Origin of the sequence: Paraburkholderia sp. 22099, assembly GCF_052045835.1 — a bacterium.
Lineage (GTDB): Bacteria > Pseudomonadota > Gammaproteobacteria > Burkholderiales > Burkholderiaceae > Paraburkholderia > Paraburkholderia terricola.
In genome coordinates, this window is sequence record NZ_JBQEPU010000002.1 from 361,096 (window position 1) to 383,727 (window position 22,632).

18 protein-coding genes and 1 rRNA gene are annotated in these 22,632 nt (G+C 63.7%); 2 read left to right on the top strand and 17 right to left on the bottom strand.

The annotated features are described in order from the left end of the window. Positions 1 to 33 precede the first annotated feature (33 nt). The 14 genes from ACTJLC_RS03940 to coq7 all read right to left on the bottom strand — a co-directional run bounded on the left by ACTJLC_RS03940 (position 34) and on the right by coq7 (position 15,371). Positions 34 to 975: a D-alanine--D-alanine ligase gene (locus tag ACTJLC_RS03940; RefSeq protein WP_073431280.1), complete on the bottom strand. Its 942-nt coding sequence runs from the start codon at positions 973 to 975 to the stop codon at positions 34 to 36. Position 976: 1 nt separating this feature from the next. Further along, positions 977 to 2,377, bottom strand: coding sequence for a UDP-N-acetylmuramate--L-alanine ligase (gene murC / locus ACTJLC_RS03945; protein ID WP_154874372.1), 1,401 nt, complete (start codon positions 2,375 to 2,377; stop codon positions 977 to 979). After that, positions 2,374 to 3,504 carry an undecaprenyldiphospho-muramoylpentapeptide beta-N-acetylglucosaminyltransferase gene (gene murG, locus ACTJLC_RS03950; RefSeq protein WP_440843274.1) on the bottom strand — a complete coding sequence of 377 codons (1,131 nt, stop codon included), beginning with the start codon at positions 3,502 to 3,504 and terminating at the stop codon, positions 2,374 to 2,376. Before murG ends, murC begins: the two co-directional genes overlap by 4 nt. Next, on the bottom strand, positions 3,501 to 3,755 hold the full coding sequence (locus ACTJLC_RS03955) for a hypothetical protein (protein WP_440843275.1): 255 nt from the start codon (positions 3,753 to 3,755) through the stop codon (positions 3,501 to 3,503). The genes murG and ACTJLC_RS03955 overlap by 4 nt, the downstream gene beginning before the upstream one ends. Then, entirely contained in the window at positions 3,752 to 5,032 is a 1,281-nt protein-coding gene (ftsW, locus tag ACTJLC_RS03960; RefSeq protein WP_073431283.1) for a putative lipid II flippase FtsW, read from the bottom strand. The genes ACTJLC_RS03955 and ftsW overlap by 4 nt, the downstream gene beginning before the upstream one ends. Continuing rightward, positions 5,029 to 6,546, bottom strand: coding sequence for a UDP-N-acetylmuramoyl-L-alanine--D-glutamate ligase (gene murD / locus ACTJLC_RS03965; RefSeq protein ID WP_440843276.1), 1,518 nt, complete (start codon positions 6,544 to 6,546; stop codon positions 5,029 to 5,031). Before murD ends, ftsW begins: the two co-directional genes overlap by 4 nt. A gap of 26 nt (positions 6,547 to 6,572) precedes the next feature. Then, positions 6,573 to 7,742, bottom strand: a complete 1,170-nt coding sequence (mraY, locus tag ACTJLC_RS03970) for a phospho-N-acetylmuramoyl-pentapeptide-transferase (protein WP_073431285.1) — start codon at positions 7,740 to 7,742, stop codon at positions 6,573 to 6,575. Between the two features lie 17 nt (positions 7,743 to 7,759). Beyond that, positions 7,760 to 9,172: a UDP-N-acetylmuramoyl-tripeptide--D-alanyl-D-alanine ligase gene (locus ACTJLC_RS03975; protein WP_440843277.1), complete on the bottom strand. Its 1,413-nt coding sequence runs from the start codon at positions 9,170 to 9,172 to the stop codon at positions 7,760 to 7,762. After that, positions 9,169 to 10,725 carry a UDP-N-acetylmuramoyl-L-alanyl-D-glutamate--2,6-diaminopimelate ligase gene (locus ACTJLC_RS03980; protein WP_440843278.1) on the bottom strand — a complete coding sequence of 519 codons (1,557 nt, stop codon included), beginning with the start codon at positions 10,723 to 10,725 and terminating at the stop codon, positions 9,169 to 9,171. The genes ACTJLC_RS03975 and ACTJLC_RS03980 overlap by 4 nt, the downstream gene beginning before the upstream one ends. Then, positions 10,722 to 12,587: a peptidoglycan D,D-transpeptidase FtsI family protein gene (locus tag ACTJLC_RS03985; protein ID WP_310135188.1), complete on the bottom strand. Its 1,866-nt coding sequence runs from the start codon at positions 12,585 to 12,587 to the stop codon at positions 10,722 to 10,724. The genes ACTJLC_RS03980 and ACTJLC_RS03985 overlap by 4 nt, the downstream gene beginning before the upstream one ends. After that, positions 12,584 to 12,934, bottom strand: coding sequence for a cell division protein FtsL (gene ftsL / locus ACTJLC_RS03990; protein ID WP_073431289.1), 351 nt, complete (start codon positions 12,932 to 12,934; stop codon positions 12,584 to 12,586). The genes ACTJLC_RS03985 and ftsL overlap by 4 nt, the downstream gene beginning before the upstream one ends. Next, positions 12,931 to 13,872 carry a 16S rRNA (cytosine(1402)-N(4))-methyltransferase RsmH gene (rsmH, locus tag ACTJLC_RS03995; RefSeq protein WP_440843279.1) on the bottom strand — a complete coding sequence of 314 codons (942 nt, stop codon included), beginning with the start codon at positions 13,870 to 13,872 and terminating at the stop codon, positions 12,931 to 12,933. The genes ftsL and rsmH overlap by 4 nt, the downstream gene beginning before the upstream one ends. A 27-nt stretch (positions 13,873 to 13,899) precedes the next feature. After that, a complete protein-coding gene (mraZ, locus tag ACTJLC_RS04000; RefSeq protein WP_073431291.1) occupies positions 13,900 to 14,328 on the bottom strand; it encodes a division/cell wall cluster transcriptional repressor MraZ in 429 nt (142 codons plus the stop codon). 410 nt (positions 14,329 to 14,738) lie between these two features. After that, a complete protein-coding gene (gene coq7, locus ACTJLC_RS04005) occupies positions 14,739 to 15,371 on the bottom strand; it encodes a 2-polyprenyl-3-methyl-6-methoxy-1,4-benzoquinone monooxygenase (protein WP_440843280.1) in 633 nt (210 codons plus the stop codon). 301 nt (positions 15,372 to 15,672) lie between these two features. Between coq7 and ACTJLC_RS04010 the strand changes: the two genes are divergently transcribed. After that, positions 15,673 to 16,854, top strand: a complete 1,182-nt coding sequence (locus ACTJLC_RS04010; protein WP_073431293.1) for a porin — start codon at positions 15,673 to 15,675, stop codon at positions 16,852 to 16,854. Between the two features lie 207 nt (positions 16,855 to 17,061). Here ACTJLC_RS04010 and ACTJLC_RS04015 read toward each other — a convergent pair whose 3' ends face one another. Then, positions 17,062 to 18,735: a long-chain fatty acid--CoA ligase gene (locus ACTJLC_RS04015; RefSeq protein ID WP_440843281.1), complete on the bottom strand. Its 1,674-nt coding sequence runs from the start codon at positions 18,733 to 18,735 to the stop codon at positions 17,062 to 17,064. A 147-nt stretch (positions 18,736 to 18,882) separates the two neighbouring features. Then, the gene (locus ACTJLC_RS04020; RefSeq protein WP_440843282.1) at positions 18,883 to 20,961 is read right to left on the bottom strand and encodes a molybdopterin-containing oxidoreductase family protein; all 2,079 of its coding nucleotides are present in this window, start codon (positions 20,959 to 20,961) and stop codon (positions 18,883 to 18,885) included. Between the two features lie 183 nt (positions 20,962 to 21,144). On the opposite strand from ACTJLC_RS04020, the gene ACTJLC_RS04025 reads away from it, so the two are divergent. Next, the gene (locus ACTJLC_RS04025; RefSeq protein ID WP_440843283.1) at positions 21,145 to 22,341 is read left to right on the top strand and encodes a M20 aminoacylase family protein; all 1,197 of its coding nucleotides are present in this window, start codon (positions 21,145 to 21,147) and stop codon (positions 22,339 to 22,341) included. Positions 22,342 to 22,530: 189 nt separating this feature from the next. On the opposite strand, the gene rrf is transcribed toward ACTJLC_RS04025, so the two are convergent. Then, positions 22,531 to 22,632: ribosomal RNA gene (rrf, locus tag ACTJLC_RS04030) — 5S ribosomal RNA — on the bottom strand; the annotation flags it as partial.

Sequence of the window (22,632 nt, forward strand, 5' to 3'; positions counted from 1 at the left end):
GTGTTGCTTTCGAGTTGCCCCGTTTAGTCCTTCTCAGTCCTTCAAGGTCAGCGCCAACACGCCGACGACCAGTTCCTGATAGCTGATGCCCACCGCGCGCGCCGCTTTCGGCGGCAGCGAGTGATCGGTCATGCCGGGCGCCGTGTTCACTTCCAGGAAGTACGGGTTGCCGTCGGCGTCGAGCATGAAATCGGCGCGGCCCCAATCGGTGCAGCCGAGCACGTCGAACGCGCGGCGCGCCAGCACTTTCAGACGCGCTTCCTCATCCGCCGTCAGGCCGCACGGAATCAGGTATTGCGTGTCGTTGGCGATGTACTTCGCGTGATAGTCGTAGAACTCGCCGGCCGGCACGATGCGGATCACCGGCAGGTCGAGATCGCCGGCGATGCACGCGGTGTACTCGCCGCCGCCCTCGATGCTCTTTTCGACCACCACGATCCTGTCGTACTTGACCGCTTCGATCAGCGCCGCCGGCAATGCGTCGGCGCTCTTCACCTTGATCACCGCGACGCTCGACCCTTCGCTCGCCGGCTTCACGAAGAGCGGCAAGCCGAGCTTCGCGACGATCTCGTGCGAGCGCGCTTCGTAGTCGTCGCCGCGCAGCACGGCTTCGAACGGCGGCGTCGGAATGCCGAGTTGCTGCCACACGAGCTTGGTGCGGAACTTGTCGAGACCGAGCGCCGAGCCGAGCACGCCGCTTCCCGTGTAGCGGATGCCGTAAAAATCGAGTGCGCCCTGGATCTGGCCGTTCTCGCCGTAGCCGCCGTGCAGCGCGTTGAACGCGCGCACGAAGCCTTCATCCTTCAACGCGGCGAGCGGACGCTCGGCCGGATCGAACGGATGCGCGTCGATACCGGCGTCGCGCAGACCTTGCAGCACGAGGCGGCCGGAATTGAGCGACACCTCGCGCTCGGCGGAATTGCCACCGAGCAGCACTGCCACCTTGCCGAATTGTTTAGGGTCGATACTGCTCATCTCACACCTTCGTTTCCTGCGCGAGGCGACCCGGCACACCGCCGATCGAACCCGCGCCCATCGTGATCACCACATCGCCGTCGCGCACCAATGCAGCGAGCGCGTCCGGCACTTCATCCACCGTATCGACGAACACCGGCTCGACCTTGCCCGCCACCCGCAGCGCCCGCGCCAACGCGCGGCCGTCCGCGGCGACGATCGGCGCTTCGCCGGCCGCATAGACTTCGGTGAGCACCAACGCGTCGACGGTCGACAGCACCTTCACGAAGTCCTCGAAGCAATCGCGCGTGCGCGTGAAGCGGTGCGGCTGAAACGCCAGCACCAGACGCCGGCCGGGGAACGCACCGCGCGCCGCCGCCACCGTGGCCGCCATTTCAACCGGGTGATGCCCGTAGTCGTCGACCAGCGTGTACGCGCCGGCTTTACCGTCGGCCACGACCGGCACCTCGCCGTAGCGCTGAAAGCGCCGGCCCACGCCGTTGAAATCCGCCAGCGCTCGCTGGATATCGGCATCTTTCACTTCGAGTTCAGTCGCAATCGCAATCGCGGCCAACGCGTTCTGCACGTTGTGCTCGCCCGGCAGGTTCAACACGATGTCGAGCGGCGGCGCGTCTTCGCGCATCGCGGTGAAATGCATCTTGCCGCCGCGCGCTTCGACGTTGACCGCGCGCACTTGCGCATCGGGCGCCAGGCCGTAGCGGATGATCGGCTTCGACACGAACGGCAGGATTTCCTTCACGCTCGGATCGTCGACGCACAGCACGGCAATGCCGTAAAACGGCAGACGATGCGTGAACTCGATGAACGCCTGCTTGAGCCGCGCGAAGTCGTGGCCGTAGGTGTCCATGTGATCCGCGTCGATGTTCGTGATGACCTCGATCACCGGGAACAGGTTCAGGAACGACGCGTCCGATTCGTCCGCTTCGGCGACGATGAAGTCGCCCGTGCCCAGCCGCGCATTCGCGCCCGCGCTGATCAGCCGTCCGCCGATCACGAAGGTCGGATCGAGCCCGCCCGCGGCCAGCACGCTCGCCACCAGCGACGTGGTGGTGGTCTTGCCGTGCGTGCCGGCAATCGCGATGCCCTGCTTCAGGCGCATCAACTCCGCGAGCATCACCGCGCGCGGCACGATCGGAATACGGCGATGGCGCGCGGCCAGTACTTCGGGGTTGTCGCTGCGCACCGCCGTGGAGACGACCACCGCGTTCGCGTCCTCGATGTTCTCCGCCGCGTGGCCGATCGCGATGCGCGCGCCGAGCGCCGCCAGCCGATCGGTCACGGCGTTCTTCGACAGATCCGAGCCGCTCACCTGATAGCCGAGATTGAGCAGCACCTCCGCGATGCCGCTCATGCCGACACCGCCGATGCCGACAAAATGAATGTGTTTGACGATGTGTTTCATTGCTTTCCTTCTGGGCTCGCGCCCGAAATCGAACCCGCCACGGTCGCGCAAATCTGCGCGACCTGTTCCGTGGCGTCGGGTTTCGCGAGCGAGCGCGAACGCTCCGCCATCTCCGCGAGGGTCTCGCGCGTCTGGCTGCGCAACCATTCGGCGAGCGTTTCCGCCGACAGGTCGCGTTGCTGCACGACAAGCGCCGCGCCGTTGTCGGCGAGGAACGCTGCATTGGTTGTCTGGTGATCGTCCACCGCATACGGGAACGGCACGAAAAACGCCGCCACGCCGACCGCTGAAATCTCCGCGACCGTCATCGCGCCCGCGCGGCAAATCACGAGGTCCGCGTTCGCGTAGGCGCTCGTCATGTCGTCGATGAAGGCGACGAGTTCGACGCCGGCTTGCTCGCCGTCGGCGGTTTGCAATCCCGCTTCCGCGTAGTTCTCGCGCAGCGCGTCGATATGCTTCGCGCCCGCCTGATGCACGATGCGCGGACGTTCGTTCGGCGCCAGCAGCGCGACCGCGCGCGGCACCACTTCGTTCAACGCGGCCGCGCCGAGACTGCCGCCCACCACGAGCACATTCAACGGGCCATTGCGTTGCGCGTAGCGTGCTTTGGGTGCGATTGCGCGTGCAAGTTCCGCGCGGATCGGGTTGCCGGTCCATTCGCCGTGCGGCAGCGTATTCGGGAACGCGACCAGCACACGTTTCGCGAGCTTCGCGAGCACTTTGTTCGCGAGGCCCGCGATCGAATTCTGTTCATGCAAGACCAGCGGACGGCCGCTCAATACTGTCATCAAGCCGGCCGGGAACGTGATGTACCCGCCCATGCCCAGCACGACATCCGGCTTCACGCGACGCAGCACGCTCAGGCTTTGCGCGCAGGCGCGCAGCAGATTCACGGGCAGCATCAGCTTGGTTTTGAGGCCCTTGCCGCGCAGGCCGCCAAAGCGCACGTATTCCATCGCGATGCCGTGCTTCGGCACCAGCGTCGCTTCCATGCCGGCAGGGTTGCCGAGCCAGACGACCTTCCAGCCCCACGTTTGCATCAGATGAGCGACCGCGAGACCAGGGAACACGTGTCCCCCGGTGCCGCCAGCCATCACCATCAGCGTGCGTTGCGGCAGGGAGGTCATACCTTCCCTCCGCGCATCAGAAAGAAGGGGAATTCGTTTTGGCTACGGCCGCTGCGCTTAACTTCGCGCGCCTCGCGCACGAAGTTAGCCTTCGCCGAAATCGTGTACTGCTGCGCGGGGGTCATACCTTCCCCCCGCGCATCAGCACAAAGTGCGAATTCGTTTTGGCTACGGCCGCTGCGCTTAACTTCGCGCGCCTTGCGCACGAAGTTAGCCTTCGCCGAAATCGTGTACTGCTGCGCGGGGGTCATACCTTCCCCCCGCGCATCAGCACACGATTTTCGTAATCCACCCGCATCAGCACCGCCACCGCCACGCAGTTCAGTACGATGCCCGAACCGCCGTAGCTCACGAGCGGCAGCGTGAGCCCCTTGGTCGGCAGCAAGCCGAGGTTCACGCCCATGTTGATGAACGTCTGCGCGCCGAACCAGATGCCCACGCCCTTCGCCACCAGGCCCGCGAACGTGCGGTCGAGCGCGAGCGCCTGACGGCCGATCTCGAACGAGCGGCGCACGATCCAGTAGAACATCAGGATCACCATCAGCACGCCGATAAACCCGAGTTCCTCGCCGATCACCGCGAGGATGAAGTCGGTATGCGCTTCCGGCAGATAGTTGAGCTTCTCCACGCTGCCGCCGAGGCCCACGCCGAACCACTCGCCGCGCCCGAACGCGATCAGCGAGTGCGTCAATTGATAAGCCTTGCCTTGCGCGTAGCGGTCGTCCCACGGATCGAGGTACGCGAAGATCCGCTCGCGACGCCACGGCGACGCCCACACCAGCAAGCTGAACGTGCCGACCGCGGTGGCCACGAGGCCGCCGAACAGTTTGCCGTTCACGCCGCCGAGAAACAGCACGCCCATCGCGATCGCCGCGATCACCATGAACGCGCCCATGTCCGGTTCGAGCAGCAGCAACGCGCCGACGAGCCCGACCGCCACCGCCATCGGCAAGAAGCCCTTGGCGAAGCTGTGCATGTATTCCTGCTTGCGCACCGTGTAGTTCGCCGCGTAAATCGTCACCGCGAGCTTCATGATTTCCGACGGCTGCATGTTCGTGATGCCGAGCGGAATCCAGCGCCGCGCGCCGTTCACGCCCTTGCCGACGTGCGGAATCAGCACGATCACGAGCGCAAGCAACGCGAGCAGGAAGAGTTTGGGCGCGTACTTGTCCCACGTCGAAATCGGAATGCGGAACGACACGATGCCGATCACCGAGCCCATCACCACGAAAATGATCTGGCGCACGAGGAACGCATAGTCGCGATACGACGCGTATTTCGGCGAATCGGGCATCGCGATTGACGCCGAATACACCATCACGACGCCAAGACCCAGCAGCGCAACGACCACCCACAGCAGCGAGTGGTCGTAGTCGAGCATGCGCGAGCGCAGCGGACGCACGCCGTTGACGGCGCTCGCAAGGCCGCTGCCGTCCGCGCGGCCGGCTGCGCGAGCCGCGCCGCCTACGGCGCCGGCGCTTTCGCGCGAGCCGCCAGTGCGCGAGCCGAATCGTTCGGACCAGCTCATATCATCGTCCCCCGTTCGGCAGCGATGTCTTCCACGGTGCCGCGGAACACCGCGGCGCGGTGCGCGTAACTCTTGAACATGTCGAAGCTCGCGCACGCCGGCGACAGCAGCACGGCGTCGCCGGGCTGCGCCAGCGCGGTGGCCGCGCGCGTCGCTTCCTCGAGCGTGGCCTGATCGGTCAGCGCGATGCCGGTGTGTTCCAGCGCGGCGCGGATCAGCGGCGCATCGCGGCCGATCAGCATCACGGCGCGGCACCAGCGCGTCACCGGCTCGGCGAGCGGTTCGAAATCCTGGCCCTTGCCGTCGCCGCCGGCGACCAGCACGACGCGCTGCGCGAGGCCGTCGAGCGCGGCGACCGTCGCGCCGACGTTGGTGCCCTTGCTGTCGTCGACGTAATCGATGCCGTCGATCGACGCGATCAGTTCCACGCGATGCGGCTCGCCGCGATATTCACGCAGACCGTGCAGCAGCGGCGCGCCGGGCAAGCCGATCGCGCGCGCGAGCGCATAGGCGGCGAGCGCATTCGCGGCATTGTGCAGGCCGCGGATGCGCAAGGCGTCCGCGGGCATGAGGCGCTTGAGCGCGATGTTCGGCGGCGCGACCACTTCGTTCTTGCGGCGACGCTTCGGCGCGGCGGACTCGTCGCTCGCGTCGAGATCGTGCGCCTGAACCAGCCAGACCATGCCGTTATCGCGCAGCAAGCCGTAATCGCCGTCGTTCTTCGGCTCGGTGACGCCGAAGGTGATGATCGCCGCGTCGCTCTCTTCGGAGGGCGCGAGCGCCATGACGCGCGAGTCGTCGCGGTTCAGCACGCGCACGGTCTGTGTACCGAAGATGCGGCCCTTCGCGGCGGCGTAGGCATCGAGGCCGCCGTGCCAGTCCAGGTGGTCTTGCGTGATGTTCAGCACCACCGCCGCGTCAGGGCTGAACGTGTGCGCGGTTTCAAGCTGGAAGCTCGATAGTTCCAGTACCCACACGTCGGGCAGCGCGGTGTTGTCGATCGCCTCGGTGAGCTTGTCGAGCAGAGCCGGACTGATGTTGCCCGCGACCGCGACCTTCTTGCCGGCGCGTTCGCACAAGAGGCCCGTGAGGCTCGTGGTCGTGGTCTTGCCGTTGGTGCCGGTGATCGCGACGACCTTCGGCGCGTAGCCGCTTTCGCCGAGCGTCCGCAGCGCCTGCGAGAAGAATTCGAGTTCGCCCCACACCGGAATGTCCTGCTCGCGCGCCGCCGTGATCAACGGCAGCAGGTCGGCCGCGAGCGGCGACAAGCCGGGGCTGATCGCCACGAGTTCGACGCCTTCGAGCAGCACGGGAGAAAACGGCCCGCCGACGAATTCGGCGTCGACGGCATGCGCTTCCAGGGCGGACAGGTTCGGCGGCACCTCGCGCGTATCGGCCACACGCAGCCGACAGCCGTGCCGCGCGCACCAGCGCGCCATCGCGAGACCGGATTCACCCAGTCCCAGCACGAGCACCATCGGCTTTTGCCGATCCCGAAACTTCTCGCCGAACATCGCCTGCTTCCCCTAATACCTGCTGCTTAACGCAGTTTGAGCGTGGACAAACCGAACAGACACAACATGAGCGTGATGATCCAGAAACGCACCACCACTTGCGTTTCCTTCCACCCCGACAGCTCGAAATGGTGATGCAGCGGCGCCATCTTGAAGAGACGCCGGCCTTCGCCGAAACGACGCTTGGTGAATTTGAACCACGCAACCTGCAACATCACGGAGAGCGTCTCCGCGACAAAAATGCCGCCCATGATGAAGAGCACGATTTCCTGGCGCACGATCACCGCCACCGTGCCGAGCGCGCCGCCGAGCGCGAGCGCGCCGACGTCGCCCATGAACATCTGCGCGGGGTGCGTGTTGAACCAGAGGAACGCGAGCCCCGCCCCGCCCATCGCAGAACAGAAGATCAGCAGTTCGCCCGCGCCGGGGATATGCGGAAACAGCAGATATTTCGAGAAGACCGAGCTGCCCATCACGTAGGCGAACACGCCGAGCGACGCGCCGACCAGCACGACGGGCATGATCACGAGACCATCGAGACCGTCGGTGAGATTCACCGCGTTGCTGGAGCCGACGATCACCAGATACGTCAGCACGATGAAGCCCCACACGCCGAGCGGATAGCTGATCGACTTGACGAACGGCAGCATCAGGTCGGCGCGCGCCGGCAAGCCCATCGACAAGCCGCTTCGCACCCATGCCATGAACAGGTCGAACACGCGCACGTTGTTCGCTTCCGACACGCTGAACGCGAGATACACGGCCGCGAACAGACCGATCACCGATTGCCAGAAATACTTCTCGCGCGACGACATGCCGCGCGGGTCCTTGTAGACCACCTTGCGGTAATCGTCGACCCAGCCGATCACGCCGAAGCCGAACGTGACGAGCATCACGATCCAGATGAAGCGGTTGGTCAGATCGGCCCACAGCAGCGTGGCCACGGCGATGCCGAGCAGGATCAGCACGCCGCCCATGGTCGGCGTGCCGGATTTGACGAGGTGCGTTTGCGGACCGTCCTTGCGGACGGCCTGGCCGACCTTCATCGCGGTCAGCTTGCGGATCACCGCCGGGCCGCAGACGAGCCCGATCAGCAGCGCGGTGATGGTTGCCGCCACCGCACGGAATGTCAGATAACTGAACACGCGCAAGAAGCTTGCGTCATTCTGCAGCCATTGCGCCAGCGCCAGTAGCATGCTTCGGTCCTTCTATTTCAATGTGCGGCGGGCGCATTGCCCGCCGGGTTGGGTTGTGGACTCGTTACGGCGTCCACCACGCGCTCCATTTGCATGAAGCGCGAGCCTTTCACGAGAAACGTTGCGGCAGCGCCGAAACCGGCCTGCTGCAATTGCGCGACCAGCGTGCCGATATCGGCGACGTGATGCGCGTCGGCGCCATACGCGGCGCAGGCGTCGCGCGAGGCGTCGCCCATTGCGTACAGCGCGTCGATGCCGCGTTCCCTGGCGTACGCACCGATTTCGCGGTGAAACGCCGGACCGTTGTCGCCGACTTCGCCCATGTCGCCCATCACCAGCACGCGCGGCGCGGCACACGAGGCGAGCACGTCGATCGCGGCGCGCATCGAATCGGGGTTCGCGTTGTAGGTGTCGTCGATCACGGTGGCGCCGGCGAGGGCGCCGAGCGCGGCACGCTTCACCTGCAAGCGGCCCTTCACCGCGCCGAACGCTTCGAGACCGCGCTTGATCGCGTCGAGCGACACGCCCGCGGCCAAGGCGGCGGCCGTCGCGGCCAGCGCGTTGTGCGCGTTGTGGTTGCCGAGCACTTGCAGCGTGACTTCGACGTGGCCTTGCGGCGTGTCGATGCTCAGCGCGTTGCCCACGAAGCTGCCTTTCACGGCCGCTTCGGTGACATGCTCGGCGTCGTTCAAAGCGAAGTCGACGATGCGGTTGCCGGTTGCCGCGACGCGCCAGATGCTCGCGTAGGCGTCATTGGCCGGAAACACCGCGACGCCGTCCGGGGCGAGCGCGTGAATCACGCTCGCATGTTCGAGCGCGACCGCTTCGACGGTCGCCATGAATTCCTGGTGCTCGCGCTGCGCGTTGTTCACCACGGCCACCGTGGGCTCGGCGATCTTCGCGAGCAGCGAGGTTTCGCCCGGATGATTCATGCCGAGCTCGACCACCGCCAGTTGATGCGCGGCGTGCAGGCGGAACAGCGTGAGCGGCAAACCAATGTCGTTGTTGAAATTGCCGGCGGTCGCAAGGCGGGCATCCGCGCCCACCGCGGCGGCGAAGATCGACGCGATCATTTCCTTGACCGTGGTCTTGCCGTTGCTGCCCGTCACCGCGACGAGCGGCATGCCGAACCGGCGGCGCCAGCCGCGCGCGAGCGCGCCGAGCGCCACGCGCGTATCGGCCACGCGCAAGGCGGGCACGCGCCAGTCGTCGGGTGTATGCGCGACCAGGACCGCCGTGACGTTGCGCGACGCGACTTCCGCGAGAAAGTCGTGCGCGTCGAAGCGCTCGCCCTTGATCGCGACGAACAGATCGCCCGGACCGGCGCTGCGGCTGTCGGTCGACACGCGTTCGAACGCGACGCTGTCGTCGCCGACCACGGTGGCGCCGGGAATCAGCGCGGCGGCTTCACGCAGCGAGAACATCGTCATTCGCCACCTCCGCGTGCATGCGTCGCCCGCGCGGCGAGTGCGAGACGAGCGTGATCCTGATCGGAGAAAGCGCGCTTCTTGCCCATGATTTCCTGGGTTGCCTCGTGCCCCTTGCCGGCCAGCACGATGACGTCTTCGCGCGCGGCGCCGCGGATCGCTTGCAGAATCGCGCTCGCGCGGTCCTCGATGCGGCGCGCTTTGGACGCGTCTTTCATTCCCGCGACGATCTGCTCGATGATCGATTGCGGATCTTCGCCGCGCGGATTGTCGCTGGTCACCACCACGCCGTCGGCGGTTTTCTCGGCAATCGCGCCCATCAGCGGACGCTTGGTGGCGTCGCGGTCGCCGCCGCAGCCGAACATGCAAATCAGTTGACCGCCGCGAGCCGCCGCCATCGGGCGCAGTGCTTCGAGGGTTTTTTCCAGCGCGTCGGGCGTGTGCGCATAGTCGATCACGACGAGCGGTTCGTCGTTCTGCAAGCGGCCGCCGAGGCGCTGCATGCGGCCGTTCACCGGCTGGAGCTTCGCCAGTTCGGCAAGCGCGGCGTCGAACGGCACGTCCGCAGCGAGCAACGCGCCCAACACGCCAAGCAGATTCGCAACGTTGAATCCGCCGAGCGTTTGCACTTCGGCTTCGGCGTTGCCCCAGTCGGACGTAGCCAGATGAAACGCGGTGCCCGTGGCGGTGGCGCGAACCTTCGATGCAAGGAGCCAGGCATCGGCTTGCGGCGCGTCTTGTTGGGACGTGCCGGTTTCATCGAGCCCGTAGGCAATCGTGCGCGCGTGCCCTTGCGTGCTTGCCAGCAGGCGCCGGCCAGCGGGGTCGTCGCGGTTGATCACCGCCGCGCGCAGTTCGGGCCACGCGAAAAGACGCGCCTTGGCCGCTTCGTAGGCTTCGAAGGTGCCGTGGTAGTCGAGATGGTCTTGCGTGAGATTCGTGAACACGGCGATGTCGAACGCCGTGCCGTTCACGCGACCCTGATGCAATGCATGCGACGACACTTCCATCGCGACCGCCTGCGCGCCCGCGTCGCGCAATCGCGCGAGGCTGCGTTGCAGTTGCGACGCGTCGGGCGTGGTGAAACCGGTGTGCACGAGCTGGCCCGGCAACCCGGTGCCGAGCGTGCCGATGATCGCGCAGCGCGTGCCGAGCGCGGTCAACGCCGCCGAGATCCACTGGCTGCAGGAAGTCTTGCCGTTCGTACCGGTGATGCCGATCGCGAGCATCGTGTCGCTCGGATCGCCATACCAGGCGCTCGCGATCGAGCCGGCGAGCTCGTTCAGCGCCGGCACGGCCAGTGTCGTGGCCGGATCGACGATGCCGTCGTAGCCTTCCGGCTGAACCAGCACCGCGGCCGCGCCGCGTTCGAGCGCGCCGTCGATGAACGGGCGGTTGTCCGCGCCGTCGACCGCATAGGCGAAAAACGCGTCGCCCGCCGCGAGCGAGCGTGTGTCCGCATGCAGATGCGCGCCTGGCTGCACGCGCGCGTGCAGCCAGGCCAAGGCGTCGGCGATCTGCCGGTGCGCCGGATGTCTGTTACGGAGCACGCTCATCGCACGACTCCGGGATGGTTTTTCGCGCTGGCGGAGATCGTCATCTTCTTCGCGCCGGCGTTAGTGGAGAGCTTCCTGGCCGTTGCGGGCGTGGCCGGCGTGTTCGGCGCGGCGGGCGCCGCGTCGTCCGACACCACCATCTGCTTGACGGGCATGTCGGGCGGCACGTTCAGCGAGCGCAGCGTATCGCCGACGATGCCGGAGAACACCGGTCCCGAGACCTGGCCGCCGAAGTGGCTGCCCGCCGTGGGTTCGTCGACCGACACGGCCACCACGATGCGCGGATTCGGCATCGGCGCCATGCCGACGAACGATGCGCGGTACTTCGAGTGGTCGTAGCCGTGTGGGCCGTGCTTGTACGCGGTGCCGCTCTTGCCGCCGACGCGATAACCCGGCACGGCGGCGTCCGGCGAGGTGCCGCCCGGCGCCGTCACCGTTTCGAGCATCGCGCGCACCTGGCGAGCAGTGGTCGGCGAGAAGATTTGCGGGCCCGCAGCCGGCTGGTCGCCCGGCGCGCGGAAAATCGACACCGGCATGATCTCGCCGTCGTGCGCGATCGCGGTGTATGCGCGGCCCAACTGGAACAGCGACACGGACAGGCCGTAGCCGTACGACATGGTCGCCTGTTCGATGCGGCGCCAGTTCTTCCACGAACGCAGACGGCCAGCCGCCGCGCCGGGGAAGCCGACCTTCGGCGCCTGGCCGAGACCGATGCTGGTGTACATATTCCACATCTCTTCGGGCTTGAGCTGCATGGCGATCTTCGTTGCGCCGATGTTGCTCGATTTCTGGATCACGCCGCCCACGGTCAGCACGCCGAAGGCGCTGTCGTCGGTAATCGGCGCACCGTCGAGCACGAAGCGGCCCGAACCCGTATCCACCAGTGTAGTCGGCGTCACGCGGTGCAGATCCAGCGCGAGCGACACGGTGAACGGCTTCATGATCGAGCCGGGCTCGAAGGTGTCGGTCAGGATGCGGTTGCGCAACTGATCGCCGGTGAGGTGTGAACGGTCGTTCGGGTTGTACGTGGGGTAATTGACGAGCGCCAGCACTTCGCCGGTGCGCACGTCGATCACCATCGCGGCGCCGGCCTTCGCCTTGAATTTCTGCACGGCCGCTTTCAGGTTCGTGTACGCGATGTACTGGATCTTGCTGTCGATCGACAGATCCACGTCCTTGCCGTTATGGGGCACGACCTGCTCGTCCACGTCCTCGATGATGTGGCCGATGCGGTCCTTGATCACGCGGCGGCTGCCCGACACGCCGGCGAGCAGCTTCTGGTCGCCGAGTTCGACGCCTTCCTGACCTTCGTCTTCCACATTGGTGAAGCCGATCAGGTGCGCCGTGATCTCGCCTTCCGGATAGAAACGCTTGTACTCGTCGCGCGCGTAAATGCCGGGAATCCCGAGCGCGGCGACCTTCGCGGCGACGTCGACCGGCACCTGGCGCTTCACGTAGACGAACGTCTTGTCTTCCGACAGCTTGGTGCGCAACTCCTTGCTCGTCATGTCGAGCAGCTTGCCGAGCGCGGTGAGCTTGTCGGCGCCGAGATCGTCCGGCACGGATTCGGGAATCGCCCAGATGGCGCGCACCGGCAGACTCGTGGCGAGCACGAGACCGTTGCGGTCGAGAATCTTGCCGCGCGTGGCCGGCAGTTCGAGGCGGCGCTGATAGCGGATTTCGCCCTGCTTCTGATAGAACGCGTTGCCCGGCCCCTGGATCCAGAACGCGCGCCCGGCCAGCGCGACAAACGCCATGAACAGCAGGAACACGACGAGCTTGGAGCGCCACATCGGCAGACGCACCGAGAGGATCGGGTTCGCCGAGAAAGCCACGCTTTTGCGAGCCGACGATTTTTTCATCGCACGCCTCCGCGGGCGGTCGCGGACGGCGCCGACGCCGGACCGGAAGTCGGGATGGGCGCGTCTTCGGCCTTGGCGGCGTGCGGGTCGAGCGTCAGATATTGCGTGCGGCCGGTGCTGACCGCCTGCATTTTCAGCGAGGCCGTGGCGAGCTGCTCGATACGCGACGTTTTCGACAGCGCGCTCTGCTGATATTGAAGCTGCGAATAATCCTGCTGCAGTTGACGCTCCTGCGATTGCGCGCGCTGCAACTGAATGAAGATCTGACGCTGCTGATTGGTGGCGTTGACGACCGACAAGGCGCAGCCCATCACGATCATCAGCAGGAAGATATTGAGGCGATTCATGGTGCGATCCGCTCCGCCACCCGCATCACGGCAGAACGGGCGCGCGGATTCGCGGCGACTTCAGCGTCGCTCGGGAACACGCGGCCGATGATTTTGAGCGGAGGGCTCGGCAGATCGACGGCGCGAATCGGCAGGCGGCGATCCACCGCCGGCGTACTGGCGTGCGCCTGCATGAATCGCTTGACGATCCGGTCCTCGAGCGAATGAAAGCTGATGACCACCAGCCGCCCCCCTTGCTCCAACAGCAACAACGCTGCTTCTAAAACGACTTGCAGCTCCGCAAGCTCTTGATTGATGTGAATCCGTATAGCCTGAAAGGTGCGGGTTGCCGGATCCTTGCCCTTCTCACGGGTTTTGACGACGTTAGCCACGATTTGGGCAAGCTCGCCCGTGCTGACGAGAGGCCCAAGACGGTCGGACTCTGCCCGGCGAGCAACAAGCGCCTTTGCAATCTGAAAAGCAAACCGTTCTTCCCCATAATCTCGTATCACCTCCGTCAATTCCTGCACCGTGGCCCGCGCCAGCCAGTCAGCGGCAGACTCGCCGCGCGTCGGGTCCATGCGCATGTCGAGCGGGCCATCGGCGCGAAAGCTGAAGCCCCGCTCCGGGTCGTCGACTTGCGGCGACGACACGCCCAGATCCAGTAAAACACCCGACACCCGCCCTACTCCGCGCTCCGCGATTGCGCTGCGCAGTGAAGCAAAACTCTCGTGCACGATCTCAAAGCGCGGATCCTCGATCTGCTGCGCGGTGGCGATGGCGAGCGGGTCTTTGTCGAACGCGATCAGACGCCCGGCCTCCCCAAACCTCTCCAGCACCAGCCGGCTATGACCGCCGCGCCCGAAGGTGCCGTCCACATACACGCCGTCCGCGCGCGTGACCAGCGCATTGACCGCTTCCTCCAGCAGCACCGTGCGATGCTGCAATTCGTTTCCCATCGCAGGTGCCATATATGTATGCCGCGATCAGAACGTGAAATTCTTTAACGCTTCGGGCATGCCCTCGGCGATCGCCGCCTGTTCCTTCGCGGCGTAGGTTTGTGCGTCCCACAGCTCGAAGTGCCGGCCCATGCCGAGCAGCGTCACTTCCTTTTCCAGCGAGCCGGCCATGCGCAATTCCGGCGACACGAGCACGCGGCCCGCGCCGTCCATATCGACGTCCATTGCATTGCCGAGAAAAATGCGGCGCCACCAGGTCGCGTTCATGGGCAGATTGCCGACCTTCTCGCGGAAGATCTCCCATTCAGGGCGCGGAAAGAGCAACAGGCAGCCATCCGGGTGCTTGGTGATCGTCACCCGGCCCTCTGCCTGTGTCTGCAGCGCATCCCGATAGCGAGAGGGGATCGACATCCGCCCTTTCGCATCGAGTGTCAGCGCCGACGCCCCTTGGAACACTTCGCTCTCCCGTCTTGCGGCGCTTTTGCGCCGGCTGCCCGTTTCGTGAAAATCTACCCTAAACCACCCGTGAGATCACACAAAAATACACTTTCTCACACTGTCTCCCACTTTAGAGGAACGCTAAACAGGGGTCAAGGGAGAAACACGCTTTTCGGACGAATTTTGTTTGTTAGAACAAGGACTTAGCGCCACTCCTTCATGTCAGACATAAAACGGAAAACCGTTATAAATGAATGAGCTAGTGCAACTTGTGAAGGTGATACGTGAAAAGCGCGAGGGAAAGCCGTGCGACGTAAGAGATCGTCAAGCGAAGCGGGGAGGTGTTGGCGGGCGTTCGGAGGAGTTTCAGGGACGACGAGCGACGGGCCGTCCCACTTCGGGCGATGCCTGGGGCAACCCGCTCGGGCTTATATGTAATAGGCGGTGCGCGTCATGACTTTCGATACCGCGCGCATCATGGCGCGCGCCGGGAACGGCAACTCGACGCCGCCCGCATCCATGGCGGCCTTACCGTGCCGTACTTCGTCCGCGCGCATCTCTTCGACGATCGCGCGCGACTCGCGGTCGGCGGCGGGCAGCTTGTCCAGATGGCTATCGAGGTGTTGCTCCACCTGGCGCTCGGTTTCGGCCATGAAGCCGAGACTCACCCGGTCGCCGAAGCGCCCCGCCGCGAGTCCAATCGCCAGCGCGCCGGTGTACCAAAGGGGGTTCAACAGGCTGGGGCGCGAGTCGAGCGCCTCGAGGCGTTTGGCGGTCCACGCGAGATGATCCTCCTCCTCGATTGCAGCGTGATTGAACACGGCGCGCAAGGACGGAGACCGGGTAGCCAGTTTCTGCGCCTGGTAAAGCGCTTGGGCACATACCTCGCCAACATGGTTCACGCGCATTAAACCGGCCGAGTGCGCGCGTTCCGCCGGTGACAATTCGACCGGCTCCGCCGCCGATTCTTGCGGAACCGGCAACGGACGACTCATCCGCGATACACCGGTCATTGAGCGTAAACCCCGATCAAACTCGCTAATCAACTCGTCCAGAAACATTAAGCGCTCCCTGATTCGACAACCGCTTGCCGCTCCGACAGGCCCGCGCGACAAGCATTTGCGGGATCAAACCGGTTCTGCGGAAACCTCCAATTCGCATGAATCGGGCGGCCAATTTCGAATTTTAGACCATGTTGCGTAAACGAAACAGGAGCGTTCCCGGCTATCTCCTTTTTCTTTGTGCCATGTATGCCTTTTGTTACATTACGTGCAACTTCTCGCGAAGTTGGACAAGCAAGGCCTCAACGCTACATAAATATTCGCCTTGTACAAAAGATTCGTAATTCTTGGAGATCATTCGATGAAAAAGTCGCTTCTCGCTCTTGCAGCACTGGGCGCATTCGCAGGCGTCGCTCATGCTCAGAGCAGCGTGACCCTGTACGGTATCATTGACGAAGGCTTCAACATCAACACCAATTCGGGTGGCAAGCACCTGTACAACCTGTCCAGCGGCGTCATGCAAGGCTCGCGTTTCGGCCTGCGCGGTGCGGAAGATCTGGGCGGCGGTCTGAAGGCCATCTTCGTGTTGGAAAACGGCTTTGACGTGAACAACGGCAAGCTGGGTCAAGGCGGTCTGATGTTCGGCCGTCAAGCTTATGTGGGTCTGTCGAGCCAGTTCGGCACGGTCACGCTGGGTCGTCAGTACGACTCCGTCGTCGACTACGTCGGTCCGCTGGAAGCGGGCGACCAGTGGGGCGGCTACATCGCTGCTCACCCGGGCGACATCGACAACTTCAACAACGCATACCGCACGAACAACACGGTTAAGTTCACGAGCGCCGACTACGCCGGCCTCAAGTTCGGCGGCACGTACAGCTTCGGCGGTATTGCTGGCGACGTCACGAAGAACCAGATCTGGTCGTTGGGCGCGGGCTACAACAACGGTCCCCTCGTTCTCGGCGTTGGTTACTTGAACGCACGTACGCCGGCAGCTTCGGGCGGCCTGTTCAACAACGGCGGCCAGTCGCCGCTGCCGGCTGCTAGCGCAGCTGTGTCGTCGCCGGTTTATGGCGCGTACACCTCGGCGAACACGTACCAGGTGATTGGTGCCGGTGGCGCGTACACGTTCGGCGCCGCAACGGTCGGCCTGACGTACTCGAACATCCGCTTCTCGAACCTGGGCGTGGCGTTCGCGCAGCCGGCGGTCCGCGGCCAATCGGTTACGTTTAACAACGCGGAAATCAACTTCAAGTATCAGTTGACCCCGGCATTGCTGGTCGGCGCTGCATACGACTACACGCGCGGCGCGACCATCGAAGGCGCATCGCGTGCCCAGTACCACCAAGGCTCGCTCGGCGTGGATTACTTCCTCTCCAAGCGCACCGACGTGTACGTGATTGGTGTGTACCAACACGCCTCGGGTGACGTGCTGAATGCAGCAGGCACCGGCACGGTCGCTGCAACGGCTGGCATCAACGGCCTGTCGGGTTCGTCGAACCAGAACCAACTCGCGGCTCGCGTTGGTATCCGCCACAAGTTCTAATAAGTCGTAAAAAAGCAGTTTGCCTCAAGGCGCCTTCGGGCGCCTTTTTTTGTGACCGTCGCCGCTGCACTGGCATTGCCGGCCTTGTGGCGACAGCGCGAAAAAAGCCCGGCCGACTTTCGTCGTGCCGGGCTTTTCGTTTTCTCCCTACCGTGCGTGAGTTGCGGCGCAGCTTCGCGCTGCGGCCCAAGCGTATGCGGGTCCGGCCTACGCCCGGCCGTCGCGCAATTCCCGGCGCAGAATCTTGCCCACGTTGCTCTTCGGCAGTTCCGCGCGAAATTCGACGATCTTCGGCCGCTTATAGCCGGTCAATTGCTGCTTGCAGTAGGCGAAGACATCGGCGTCGGTGAGCGCAGGATCTTTCTTCACGACGAACAGCTTCACCGCTTCGCCGGAATGCCGGTCCGGCACGCCCACCGCGGCGACTTCGAATACGCCGGGCAGCTTGGCGACCACGTCCTCGACTTCATTCGGATAGACGTTGAAACCGGACACCAGGATCATGTCCTTCTTACGATCGACGATCTTGACGAAGCCGCCCTCGTTCATGACGCCGACGTCGCCGGATTTGAAGAAGCCGTCCTGGGTCATCACCTTGGCGGTTTCGTCCGGCCGGTTCCAATAACCCGCCATGACCTGCGGCCCGCGGATGCAGATTTCGCCCGGCTGGCCGAGCGGGACTTCGTTGTTTTCGTCGTCGCGGATCGAGATTTCCGTCGACGGCAGCGGCAGACCGATCGTCCCACTGTATTCAGTGACCGTCACCGGATTGCAGGTGACGCAGGGCGACGTCTCCGACAAACCATAGCCTTCGATGATCGGTGTATGCGTATGCTCGTACCAGCGTTTGGCGACCGCTTCCTGGACCGCCATGCCGCCTCCGTTCGCCGCAATCAGCTTCGAAAAATCGAGATTATGAAAATCCGGACTATTCAGAAGCGCGTTGTACAGCGTATTGACGGCGGGAATCGTCGTGATCGGATAGCCTTCCAGCGCCTTGATCATGCCGGCAATGTCGCGCGGGTTCGGAATCAGCACGCCGAGGCCGCCGGTGCGAATCGTCAGCAGGCCGCACACCGTCAGCGCGAACACGTGATAGAGCGGCAACGCGACAACAGTGATGAACTGGTCGATGTCCGCACGGTTCGCGCGAACTGGATCCAGCCAGACTTCCGACTGCAGCACGTTGGCGATCAGATTGCGATGCAGAAGCGTCGCGCCCTTGGCCACGCCGGTGGTGCCGCCTGTGTACTGCAGAAACGCGACGTCGTCGGGACGTTGCTGGACTGGCTTGAAGCTTTGGCGGGCGCCTTGCGCGACTGCGGTGTTGAATTTGACGTGGCCCGGCAGGCTCCAGGCCGGCACCATCTTCTTCACGCGGCGCACGACGAAGTTGACCAGCGCGCCCTTGATACCCATCAGATCACCCATCGCCGCCACGACGATATGCTTGATCGACGTGTTGCGGACAATCGCCTGCAGTGTGACCGCGAAGTTTTCGAGCAGGATGATCGCTTCCGCTCCGCTGTCCTTCAACTGATGTTCGAGTTCACGCGGGGTGTAAAGCGGGTTCACGTTGACAACCACGTAACCCGCGCGAAGGATCGCGGCAATCGCCACCGGGTATTGCAGCACGTTCGGCATCATGATTGCGATGCGCGCGCCGCGAGCAAGACCCTTGGACTGGAACCACGCGGCGAGTTTATGCGAGAGCGCGTCGAGCTCGCCGTAGCTGATCTCCTGCCCCATGCAAACGAATGCCGGTTTCGCGCGATGGTCGCGGAAGGCTTCTTCAAGCAGTTCCGAGACTGACGAATAGCGGCTCGGATCGATCTCTGCGGGTACGCCGGGCGGATAGGATTTCAGCCAGATTTTGTCCATGCAGCGTCTCCTTCTTTATTTTCGAATGGTCGTGCTAAAAACGCATCGTAGCATGGGCACCCCAGTACTATTCGCGAAAAGCGGCATAGTTAGACGGCAGCCTCGAACCGGCTCCGGACGAGGCTCGCGAGATCATTTGAATGTATTTCAGGCCCGCTCGACTTCGACGAGACAGTCGTAAAAGGTTGCCGACCCACCCAGATCGGTGAGCGCCTGACTGGTCACCTGGTTGGCGTTTCGGCCGTCCGGCGCGAGTTTCTTCCACCAGATCGACAGGCCGACGACGAGCCTTTCGCGCGCCTTGTCGGTGACACGGGCGCGCGCTTGCATCGAGCCGCGGTCGTTGAAAACGCGTACCTGATCACCATCGACGATTTTTCGCTGTCGAGCGTCAACCGGATGAATATCCAGGTGCGGCACGCCTTCCGTCGAGCGCAAACTTTCAATGTTCACGAAGGTGCTGTTCAGAAAATTGCGGGCGGGCGGTGAGATCATCGCAAGCGGATAGCGGGCGGCCAGTTCGGGCGCCCCGTCGGCCGATTCGTAGGGCGGCAAGTAACCCGGAAGCGGGTCGAGCCCTTGCTGTGCGAGGCGCTCACTGTAGAACTCGCATTTGCCGGAAGGCGTGCGAAAGCCGCCTTCGGCGAACGGCGCGTCGGGCAAGTTCAGCTTCGCCCAACCGGTCTGCTTCAGCGTATTCCAGTCGACGCCTTCGAGCGTTTTGTCTTGCCAACGGAATGCGGCTTGCGCGACCGTTTCGTCGCTTTCATACAGCGCCGGCTCCTCGATGCCCATGCGACGCGCGAGGCCACGGAAAATCTCGGTGTTCGGCCGAGCATCGCCAACCGGCGCGATCGCCGGCAAATTGACCATCACGTGGGTATGCCCGTACGACTTGTGCACGTCGAGGTGTTCGAGCTGCGTCGTGGCGGGCAGCAGTAAATCGGCGTAGTCGGCGGTGTCGGTCTGGAAATGCTCCAGCACGATCGTGAACAGGTCCTCGCGCGCAAAGCCCGCCGCGACTCGCTCCGAGTCGGGAGCAACGGCAACTGGATTCGAGTTGTAGACGATCATTGCCTCGACTTTAGGCCCGAACGCGGCGCCGCCCGGGTGCAGCAAGGCGTCACCGATCGCATTCATATTGATGACGCGAGACGGCTTAGTCGGCCAACCCGGCATCAGGTCCGGGCGCTGCAACGCGTGCGAGTCGACAGGCGCCCATCCGGACGACGACAGCAGCGCACCACCCGCTCGTTCCCGCCATGCGCCTGTCAACGAAGGCAGGCTGGCGATGGCGCGCACGGCGTTGCCGCCACCGCGGACCCTTTGCAAGCCGTAGTTCATTCGGATCGCGGACTTCCTCGTGCTGCCGTAAAGGCGCGCGAGGTCGACGACCACTTGTTCGTCGATGCCGCAAATGTCGGCAACTCGTGCCGGCGAATAGCTGAGCGCGCGAACCTTCAGTTCGGCAAAACCTAGCGTATGGGCGGCGATGTACGCGTGGTCGAGCCGGTTTTCCGTGATCAGCACGTTCATCATGCCGAGCGCCAAGGCGGCGTCGGTGCCGGGTTTCAGCGCGATGTGCTGGTGACATTTCTCCGCCGTCAGCGAGCGATACGGATCTATCGCGATCAGGCGCGCGCCGCGGCGTTTGGCTTCCTGGGCACGCGTCCAGAAATGCAGGTTCGAAGCGATCGGATTGGAGCCCCAAATCAGAATAACCTCGCTCTCGGAGAAGAACTCGGTGAGCATGCCGAGGCTCGCGCCATAGGTGTATTTCAAGCCTGCGGCGCCGGCTGCCGCGCAGATGGTGCGGTCCAGCTGCGATGCGCCCAGCTTGTGGAAAAATCGCTGCGCGATGCTATCGCCCTGAACGAGGCCCATCGTGCCGGCGTAGCTGTACGGCAGGATTGCTTCCGGTGCGCGGCTCGCGATTTCGGAGAGACGCGCGGCGGCCAATTCCAACGCCTCGTCCCAACTGATCGGCTCAAAGCGACCCTCGCCTTTTCGGCCGACGCGCTTCATTGGGGTCGTTAGCCGATTCGGATGGTGCACCCGCTCCGCATAGCGGCTGACTTTGGTACACAGCGCGCCTTGAGTCGGCGGATGCTCCGGGTCGCCGACGACTTTGATCGCCCGCCCACCCTCGACGGTCACGCGCATCGCGCAGGTATCGGGGCAATCGTGTGGACACACGGCGCGAGCGAATTCGGTCGGAGCATTCATCGGGCGACCCGTCCAATGTAATGGTGAGTGGAGGCAATCTCGAATTTTAGCGTCCATTGCGGTTTAGCCTCGCGATGCCTCCAAAAATGCCTTCGGCGTAGAATCGGTTATCACCGTGCCCGGGCCACATGGCCCCGAGCGATTCCACGCAAGCCCAAGCACAGGCGCAACATCACTTCCATCATGAAACTGATCCCCGAAATTCAAGCCGCTCATGGCGAAATCCAAACCCTTCGACGAACGATCCATGCTCACCCGGAACTGCGCTATGAAGAGACAGCAACAGCAGACCTGGTTGCGAGAAATCTTGAATCCTGGGGCATCGAAACTCACCGTGGATTAGGCAAAACAGGCGTAGTCGGCGTACTGAAGCGCGGCAACAGTGCGCGCTCGATTGGACTGCGCGCAGACATGGACGCTTTGCCCATTCAGGAACTGAATGCCTTCGATCATCGCTCGCAACACGATGGAAAAATGCATGCATGCGGCCACGATGGGCATACTGCGATGCTCCTCGGCGCAGCGCGGCATCTGGCAAGTCACGGCGAGTTCGACGGCACGATCGTGTTCATTTTCCAGCCAGCCGAAGAGGGCGGCGCTGGCGCCCAAGCAATGATCGACGATGGCCTGTTCGTCAAGTTCCCGGTAGACGCCGTGTTTGGCATCCATAATTGGCCAGGCATGCCAGCCGGCCACTTTGGTGTGACCGAGGGCCCCATCATGGCGTCGAGTAACGAATTTCGAATTGAAATCAAGGGCGTAGGATCCCATGCGGCGCTACCGCACAACGGACACGACCCGGTGTTTACTGCGGTGCAGATTGCGAGTGGCCTGCAGAGCATCATTACGCGGAATAAGAAGCCAATTGACACCGCGGTTTTGTCGATTACCCAGATTCACGCCGGCGATGCCGTCAACGTTGTCCCGAACGTTGCGTGGATCGCCGGAACGGTACGCACTTTTACCACCGAAACACTGGATCTGATTGAAGCGCGTATGCGCAAAATCGCTGAAAGCACTGCGGAAGCCTATGATTGCTCCATCGAAATCCAGTTTCACCGAAACTATCCGCCGACAATCAATAGCGGCGAAGCGACGCGTTTTGCGGCAGCGGTCATGAAAGAGGTTGTGGGGCCAGAAAATGTCGACGATGCCGTCGAACCGACGATGGGCGCCGAGGACTTTTCCTTCATGTTGCTGGCGAAACCGGGCTGTTACGCATTTCTGGGCAACGGCGAGGGTGGCCACCGGGATTCGGGGCATGGTGCTGGCCCTTGCATGCTGCACAACGCGAGCTATGACTTCAACGACGAGCTATTGCCAATCGGTTCAACGTACTGGGTGCGATTGGCGCAACGGTTTCTTGCGCAAGAAAAATGAGGTAATTATGCGGGCGTGAGGCGGTTTCTTGTCGCCGCCTCCTCGCTCTCGCGAGCGCATGAGACGGTGAGCGGGGCTTTGTATGGACCTTTCTGGTTTTGCACCGCTTTGCGGGACATGGCGATTTTTCGGGGCCGTAAACGCACAAACCCCACCGGTGTGGGGTGGGGTCTGTGTTTCTGCATGGGAGCCTGACGATTACCTACTTTCACACGGGCAATCCGCACTATCATCGGCGTGGAGTCGTTTCACGGTCCTGTTCGGGATGGGAAGGGGTGGTACCGACTCGCT

What these genes read in the sequence shown, in the direction of transcription:
- ACTJLC_RS04010 (WP_073431293.1), top strand. Translation starts at nt 15,673, where the DNA reads ATGAAAAAGTCGCTTCTCGCTCTTGCAGCACTGGGCGCATTCGCAGGC.
- murC (WP_154874372.1), bottom strand. Translation starts at nt 2,377, where the DNA reads ATGAAACACATCGTCAAACACATTCATTTTGTCGGCATCGGCGGTGTC.
- coq7 (WP_440843280.1), bottom strand. Translation starts at nt 15,371, where the DNA reads ATGTTTCTGGACGAGTTGATTAGCGAGTTTGATCGGGGTTTACGCTCA.
- ACTJLC_RS03980 (WP_440843278.1), bottom strand. Translation starts at nt 10,725, where the DNA reads ATGAGCGTGCTCCGTAACAGACATCCGGCGCACCGGCAGATCGCCGAC.
- ACTJLC_RS03940 (WP_073431280.1), bottom strand. Translation starts at nt 975, where the DNA reads ATGAGCAGTATCGACCCTAAACAATTCGGCAAGGTGGCAGTGCTGCTC.
- ACTJLC_RS03955 (WP_440843275.1), bottom strand. Translation starts at nt 3,755, where the DNA reads ATGACCCCCGCGCAGCAGTACACGATTTCGGCGAAGGCTAACTTCGTG.
- mraY (WP_073431285.1), bottom strand. Translation starts at nt 7,742, where the DNA reads ATGCTACTGGCGCTGGCGCAATGGCTGCAGAATGACGCAAGCTTCTTG.
- ACTJLC_RS04025 (WP_440843283.1), top strand. Translation starts at nt 21,145, where the DNA reads ATGAAACTGATCCCCGAAATTCAAGCCGCTCATGGCGAAATCCAAACC.
- ftsL (WP_073431289.1), bottom strand. Translation starts at nt 12,934, where the DNA reads ATGAATCGCCTCAATATCTTCCTGCTGATGATCGTGATGGGCTGCGCC.
- ACTJLC_RS03975 (WP_440843277.1), bottom strand. Translation starts at nt 9,172, where the DNA reads ATGACGATGTTCTCGCTGCGTGAAGCCGCCGCGCTGATTCCCGGCGCC.
- ACTJLC_RS04020 (WP_440843282.1), bottom strand. Translation starts at nt 20,961, where the DNA reads ATGAATGCTCCGACCGAATTCGCTCGCGCCGTGTGTCCACACGATTGC.
- rsmH (WP_440843279.1), bottom strand. Translation starts at nt 13,872, where the DNA reads ATGGGAAACGAATTGCAGCATCGCACGGTGCTGCTGGAGGAAGCGGTC.
- murD (WP_440843276.1), bottom strand. Translation starts at nt 6,546, where the DNA reads ATGTTCGGCGAGAAGTTTCGGGATCGGCAAAAGCCGATGGTGCTCGTG.
- ftsW (WP_073431283.1), bottom strand. Translation starts at nt 5,032, where the DNA reads ATGAGCTGGTCCGAACGATTCGGCTCGCGCACTGGCGGCTCGCGCGAA.
- ACTJLC_RS04015 (WP_440843281.1), bottom strand. Translation starts at nt 18,735, where the DNA reads ATGGACAAAATCTGGCTGAAATCCTATCCGCCCGGCGTACCCGCAGAG.
- ACTJLC_RS03985 (WP_310135188.1), bottom strand. Translation starts at nt 12,587, where the DNA reads ATGAAAAAATCGTCGGCTCGCAAAAGCGTGGCTTTCTCGGCGAACCCG.
- murG (WP_440843274.1), bottom strand. Translation starts at nt 3,504, where the DNA reads ATGACCTCCCTGCCGCAACGCACGCTGATGGTGATGGCTGGCGGCACC.